The following is a 6621-nucleotide window of genomic DNA, read 5'->3' on the forward strand; positions in this document are numbered from 1 at the left end:
CGCCAGTACGACGGGATGCCGCAGCGGCAGGTTCGCCACGTTCGTGGAGACCTTCACCGACTCAGTGTGGGCGGCGATCACCGACAGCAGCGTCCACGCGTCGAGCAATCGCGGCTGGTACGGGTGGTCCTGCAAGCTGACGAGATCCAGCCCCACCTGCTCGGTCAGCTGCGCGAGGGCGATCACCCGGTCGGGGTTGTCGGCCGTCGGGGTCAGGAACGTGCCGAAGACCAGCTCGTGCCCGTAGTCCGCCATCGTTGCTCCAGATTGTTCGTGTCGCGTAATATTGGCTCGACGAACAAATTACTTCGTGCCACGAACAATCACAAGTCAGTGTCCAGCCGAGCCAAGTCAAGCGGAGCCTCCAGTGCAGGAAACCCTCGGTGCCGCCAGCGGAATGGTCCGCCTGACCTTCCTGGTGCAGAACCTGTACGCCGAGATTGGGCGCGGCTGTGATCTCACCGTGGCGCAAGCGCAGATGCTGTGCACGTTGACGGATCGCCCGATGGGGATGGCGGAGTTGTCCGGTTCGCTCGGCCTCGAACGGTCCAGCCTGACCGGGCTGGTCGATCGCGCCGAGCACCGCGGACTCGTAGTACGGGAGGCTGTTCCGCAGGATCGCCGGGCGGTGAATGTGTCGCTGACCGCGGCCGGAGCCGACGCCGTGCACCGGTTCCACGCTCAGCTCACGGAGCGGCTGGACAAGCTGCTGGCCGACCTTCCGGCGCGCGAAAGGGACCAGTTCACCCGCACTCTGAGGCGGATCGTTGCCGATGTGCCCCCGGTGTTCGCAGACTGACCTCATGATCCTCGGCTCGACGCTGGACGCCATCGGCAACACCCCTCTCGTCCGGCTGCGGCATACGGTGCCCGACGGAGCCGCGCAGGTGCTGGTCAAGCTCGAAGGTGGCAATCCGACCGGCAGCTACAAGGACCGGATGGCGCTGGCGATAATCGAGGGCGCCGAGCGTCGCGGCGTACTGCGGCCCGGGCGGCGGGTGGTCGAGTACACCGGCGGCAGCACCGGGTCGTCACTGGCGTTCATCTGCGCGGTCAAGGGGTACCCGCTGACGTTGGTGTCGTCCGACGCGTTCGCCGCCGAGAAGCTGCGGACGATGCGGGTCTTCGGCGCGGACCTGGTCGTGGTGCCGAGCGACGAGGGACGGATCACACCCGACCTGTTCGTCCGGATGCGCGCCGAGGTGGATCGGATCATCGAGCGCGACGACGCCTTCTGGACCGACCAGTTCAACAACACCGACGCCCTGGACGGCTACGCGGTGCTCGGCCAGGAAATCCTCGAGCAAGCGGCCGGTACGACGCTGGACGTGTTCTGCGCAGCCGTGGGAACCGGCGGAATGCTGGTCGGAGTCGGCCAGGCCATCCGGCCCAAGGTCGCTCGGATCGTCGCGCTCGAACCAGCAAGCTCACCAATGCTCACGGCAGGGTACGGCGGCCCGCACCGCGTCGAGGGCACCGCAACCGGCACGATCCCGCCTCTGCTCACTCCCAACACGTACGACGATGCGCGGGCGATCGAGGAGTCCCAAGCCAGACAACTGGTCAAGCCCCTGGCCCGGCGCGACGGCATTTTCGCCGGCACGTCCTCCGCCGTCAACATCCTCGGAGCCATCCAACTAGCCACCGAGCTGACCCCGGCACAAACAGTAGTCACCGTCGCCGCCGACACCGGCCTCAAATACCTATCCGGCGACCTCTACTCCTGACCGGCGAGCAGGGCGAAGGCTTGTTGCATGGAGAGGCCGCTGTTGTAGTGCGTGTCGTAGTTCTCGCCTAGTGCTGTGCGGGCGGATGAAGCCACGCGTTCGATGTCGATGGCTTCGGCGGCGGTCACCACATAGCCGTCGGCGACTCGCGTAGAGCCGGCGGCTCCCAGCATGCGGGCGGCGACGGCTGGCTCGTGCGGGAGTGTGGCAGCGAGGCCTTCGAGGGCCCAGCACATGCCGCGGCTGGATTCGTAGTCCTGGGAGATCCGGAAGGCCTCGGTGTGGAGGGCTCGGGCTGTGTCGAGCTCGCCGCGCAGTTCCAGAGTGAAGCCGAGTTCGTCCAGCACGATCGACAGGTAGAGCACCGGCTCGTCCTGCCGACGAGCAGCGTCGACCAGGGACTGCAGGCGTTTCTCCGCGACGTCCAGATCGCCAGAACGCCGCGCCGCGAACCCCAGAACGATTTCCGACAGTGCCTGCGTCGACCGATAGCCCTGCTCGTTCGACAGGCGAAGGCCTTGTTCCCCGTAGACCTGAGCCTGCGCGTAGTCCCCCTGCCGGATTGCGGTCCACCCGAGCCAGCCGTACTCACCGGCGACCTCTGTCCAGAGCCCGAGTTCCTCGGCCATTTGCAAGCCCTCGGTATGCAACCGGGCGGCCTCTTCGAAATCGCCGATCAGTTCTGCATGGGCTCCGAGCCAGCCGATGGCTTGGAGAAGACCCCAGCGATCCCCTACTTCGCGGAACAGGCGGGCGCTCTCCTGGGCATCACTGGCCAGCGCCGTCATGTCTGCCCGCACGTGAGCGTGCTTCGCTCGTGCTACGAGTACTGCGGCCACACCCCAAAGATCGCCGTCCGCCTCGAAGACGGGCAGACTCCGCTCGAGCAGGGCAAGGCACACAGCGAGATCGCCGGAGTCGCTGCCGGTGAAGGCGAGCCACCAGTCGGCTCTGGCGTCGTCAGTCGGCAAGCAACGGTCGCGTTCAGCCCCGGCATCGCTGTCTCCCTGCAAGAACATGAACCCTGCCCGCCAAGCGGCAACGCTCGGAGAGTCGGGCACAGCCTCCAGAGACCGCCGCGCCTCGGTGAACCGCCCGCGAAGGAACCAGTACCAAGCAAGAGCCTCCACCAACCGCTGAGCCAGCCCAGCACCCCGGCCGCCGCCGGGCTCAGCTGCCGCGGCCGCGTCGGCTATAGCGCCGTCTAGTGCGCTCCGCAGGTTGCCGGTCTCGTCGTCGAGCCGCTGCAGCCATTTGCTCTGCTCAGGACCGTACAAGTAGGGCCGAGCGCGCTCCGCGAACTCCACGTAGTAGACGTGATGCCGCTGCCGAACCTGCTCGTACTCCCCCGCCTCACGCAGCTTGTCGACGCAGTACGCCGCCACCGACTCCAACAGCCGGTACCGCGGCCCGTCCGCCACATGCACCACCGCAACCAACGACCGATCCACCAGACGCACAAGGATGTCCAGTACGTCGTCCTCGAGACACACAGCCTCAGCCGCCTCCGCAGTACACCCATCTGTGTGTACTGCGAGTCGCCGGAGCACAGCTTGCTCCCGAGGCGACAACAGATCCCAGCTCCAGTCGATCATCGCCATCAACGTCTGCTGCCGAGGCGAGGCCCCTCGATGTCCAGTGGCAAGCAGCCGGAACCGATCGTCGAGCCGCGCGACCAGTCCCTGTACGCCGAGCGCGCGCACTCGTGTCGCAGCCAGCTCCAGCGCCAACGGAATCCCATCAAGCCGCCGGCAGAGCACAGACACCGCAGCAGCGGTCTCCTCGTCCAGCTTGAAGCCCCGATCAGCGGCGGCAGCCCGGGCAACGAACAGCTGCACAGCACTAGAACTAGTCAAGGCATCCAAGGAGTCCGCCGGCCCTGGCACGTCCAGCGTCGGCACACTCCACACAACCTCGCCCGTAAGGCCCAGAGGCTCGCGGCTCGTCGCGAGGACCCGCAGACCCGGCACGGCCGCCAATAGCCGGTCAGTGACCTCGGCAACCTCCTCGATCACGTGCTCGCAGTTGTCCAGTACCAGCAGGCGCTCCCCCAACACCGCAGCAAGCCGGTCCACTCCAGCTTCCCCAGGCCCTGCAGCATCCCTAAGGTCCAACGCCACCTGTACTGCGTCCATCAGTGAACTGATCACGTCCAGAGCATCCGGGGCCACTGCGGCCAGCTCAACCAACGTCACTCCATCGCGGTAGCGCTCGGCAACCCCAGCGGCCGCGGCCAAGGCGAGTCGCGTCTTGCCCACTCCCCCGGGACCAGTCAGCGTCAGCAGACGATCGTCGTACAGGCGGCCCTGGATCTCGGCGAGGGCCTCGGACCTGCCGATGAGTTCTGTGAGGTGTGCGGGGAGGTTGCTGCGAACCTGAGGCAGGTCCTGCGTGAGGATTGACTGCTGCAAGGCCGCGAGCTCCGGGCTCGGGTCCAGCCCGAGTTCCTCAGCCAGGAGCGCGCGGAGCTGTTCGTAGCTGTCTAGCGCCTCGCTCTGTCGGCCCGCGCGGTACAGCGCCTTGATGTGAGCCGCGCGGAGCCGCTCCCGCAGAGGATGCTGCGCCACAAGGTCCGCCAGCTCGCTGATGTTCTCTCCACGAGCCTCGAAGTACTGCTCCTGCGCACTGAGCCGCTGCTCGCTCAGCCGTGCCACTGCCGTCTCCACGAACGCCTCGTCAGCAAAATCCGCGTACGCCGGCCCGCGCCACAACGCCAGCGCGTCCTCGAGCCGTCCTTGCTCCAGGTGGGAGGCGAACTGCAGTACGTCATACGTGGCGCTGTCGACCTTCAGGGAGTACCCGGCCGGGCCGGACATCACCAGAGCCCTGCTGCCCGGCTCTGCGTCCTCGAAGGCGCGCCGGAGTTGCGACACCTTGGCGGAGAGCGTGCCGGATGGGTTACCGGGCAGTTCCTCGCCCCAGAGGTCGTCAATCAACCTGTCCGCGGGCACCGGTCGGCCCTCATGCACCAGGAGGTCCGCAAGCAGCGCACGGACCTTCAGACCCGGGATCGTGACGGCGCGACCACCGTCCGTCCAGGCTGTGACCGGTCCGAGCACCCCGAAGCGCATGGCCGCACCCTATCTTTCCGGCCGACCACGATCGGCGATCAAGCGACCGGAAAGAAACCGTAAAGGGTCTCCGGCAGAGTCATCCCCATCAGCACCGAGGAGGTGAGCAGGATGAAACTACGACTCGCCGTGATCGTCGGAAGCACCCGCAACGGGCGCTTCGGGCCCACCGTCGCCGACTGGTTCGCCGGCCGCGCGGCCAAGCGGGCCGACCTCGACGTGGACCTGATCGACCTGCTCACTGCGGACCTGCCGAGCACACTGACCGACACGGACGAGCCGACGCCGGCCGAGGTCGCAGTACTGGCTCCCAGGCTTGCTGCCGCGGATGCGTTCGCGGTGGTGACACCGGAGTACAACTGCAGCTTTCCGGCGCCGCTGAAGACCGCCATCGACTGGTACTACGAGGAGTGGCACGCCAAGCCGGTCGCGATCGTCGCGTACGGCCGAGAGTCGGGCGGTCTGCATGCTGCCGCGCAACTGCGGCAGGTGTTCACCGAGCTCCACGCGGTCGCTATCCGCAACACAGTCACGTTGCCCTGCTACTGGGAACAGTTCGCCGCCGACGGCAGCTGGCCCCGCCAGAACTCCAGCTACAGCGCCGGTCTGGAGGCCTCGGCCAAGATCACGCTCGACCAGCTCACCTGGTGGGCACGAGCACTCCGCGACGCACGCACGCAGTACCCCTATCGGCCCTGAAACACCAACCTGGAAAGGCAAGAACCATGAGGAAGCTGATCGAGACCACCTTCATGACCCTCAACAGCGCCATCGACAACCCCCAGAACTGGAGCCCCCCGTACTGGGACGACGAGCACAACTCCTACAACGCGCAGTTGATGGAAGGCGTCGACGCGCTGGTCCTGGGCCGGGTCACCTACGAAGGATTCGCCGAGGCCTGGTCGGAGCGCGCCGGTGATCCTTTCGCCGACAAGCTCAACGCGATGCCGAAGTACGTCGCCTCCCGCACCCTGACGGAGGCCACCTGGAACGCCCAGATCCTCGAGGGCGACGTCGTCGAGGCGGTCAAGCGCCTCAAGGAGGAGGACGGCGGCAACCTGCTGAAGTGGGGCACCGGCGAGTTCTCCAAGACGCTGCTCGAGCACAAGCTGGTCGACGAGTACCACTTCTGGATCTTCCCGGTCCTGGCCGGCGGCCAGCGGTTGTTCAACGGCGACGACCTCGCCATCACCCATCTCGACCTGCTCGACTCGACCACCTTCAAGTCCGGCATCGTCGTCCACAAGCTGGCCCCCAAGCCCTGACTCCGCAGCTCCAAGCATCCAGCCGGTCACCGAGGTGGTGGCCGGCTGTTTGCTTGAGCCGGTCCGTGCTGGGTACCGAATTGGCCTGGGGAGGCCAATCTGGTGAGTCTGGACTGGAGGATCGATGGACACCGTCGTCATCATCATCGTCATCGTTGTGGTCTTGCTCGTGGTCGCAGCGGCCGCCTACTGGTATCAACGCCGGCGATCGGACCAACTGCAGGAGCGGTTCGGCCCGGAGTACGAGCTGGCCGTCGAGGAGTCGGGCGACCGGCGGGCCGCCGAGCGCGACCTGCGCGAACGCCAACACCGCCGCTCGAAGCTCGACGTGCATCCGCTGAGCGATGAGTCCGCGACGCAGTACCGCGCGGAGTGGAACGCGCTGCAGCAAGGCTTCGTCGACAAGCCCGGTACGTCGGTCGCCGAAGCGGACCGACTCGTACTGCGGATCATGCGCGAGGCGGGTTATCCCGTGGACGAATTCGACCAGCGTGTCAACGACATCTCGGTGGATCACCCCGAGGTCGCCACGCGCTACCGCGAAGCGCATCAGGTCGC

Annotated in this window: 7 protein-coding genes; 5 read left to right on the top strand and 2 right to left on the bottom strand. The window is 66.6% G+C overall.

Translation table 11 applies throughout. The annotated features are described in order from the left end of the window. Nucleotides 1–255, bottom strand: a 255-nt coding sequence (locus VFG33_RS40000; protein WP_325058262.1) for an LLM class flavin-dependent oxidoreductase, incomplete at its 3' end; no start/stop codon positions are given. A 112-nt stretch (nucleotides 256–367) separates the two neighbouring features. Here VFG33_RS40000 and VFG33_RS40005 point away from each other — a divergent pair. Together VFG33_RS40005 and VFG33_RS40010 are read left to right on the top strand one after the other, a co-directional pair. Continuing rightward, nucleotides 368–799, top strand: coding sequence for a MarR family winged helix-turn-helix transcriptional regulator (locus VFG33_RS40005; protein ID WP_325058263.1), 432 nt, complete (start codon nucleotides 368–370; stop codon nucleotides 797–799). 4 nt (nucleotides 800–803) lie between these two features. After that, a complete protein-coding gene (locus tag VFG33_RS40010) occupies nucleotides 804–1727 on the top strand; it encodes a PLP-dependent cysteine synthase family protein (RefSeq protein ID WP_325058264.1) in 924 nt (307 codons plus the stop codon). Here the strand turns inward: VFG33_RS40010 and VFG33_RS40015 are convergent. Next, nucleotides 1718–4798, bottom strand: coding sequence for an AfsR/SARP family transcriptional regulator (locus tag VFG33_RS40015; protein WP_325058265.1), 3081 nt, complete (start codon nucleotides 4796–4798; stop codon nucleotides 1718–1720). The two genes, VFG33_RS40010 and VFG33_RS40015, sit on opposite strands and share 10 nt — an antisense overlap. Before the next feature lie 111 nt (nucleotides 4799–4909). On the opposite strand from VFG33_RS40015, the gene VFG33_RS40020 reads away from it, so the two are divergent. The 3 genes from VFG33_RS40020 to VFG33_RS40030 all read left to right on the top strand — a co-directional run. After that, nucleotides 4910–5497: an NADPH-dependent FMN reductase gene (locus tag VFG33_RS40020; RefSeq protein WP_325058266.1), complete on the top strand. Its 588-nt coding sequence runs from the start codon at nucleotides 4910–4912 to the stop codon at nucleotides 5495–5497. 26 nt (nucleotides 5498–5523) lie between these two features. After that, nucleotides 5524–6063, top strand: coding sequence for a dihydrofolate reductase family protein (locus VFG33_RS40025; protein WP_325058267.1), 540 nt, complete (start codon nucleotides 5524–5526; stop codon nucleotides 6061–6063). A 124-nt stretch (nucleotides 6064–6187) separates the two neighbouring features. Then, nucleotides 6188–6621, top strand: a 434-nt coding sequence (locus VFG33_RS40030) for a hypothetical protein (protein WP_325058268.1), incomplete at its 3' end; no start/stop codon positions are given.

Origin of the sequence: Kribbella sp. (genome assembly GCF_035687465.1) — a bacterium.
Taxonomy (GTDB): Bacteria; Actinomycetota; Actinomycetes; order Propionibacteriales; family Kribbellaceae; genus Kribbella.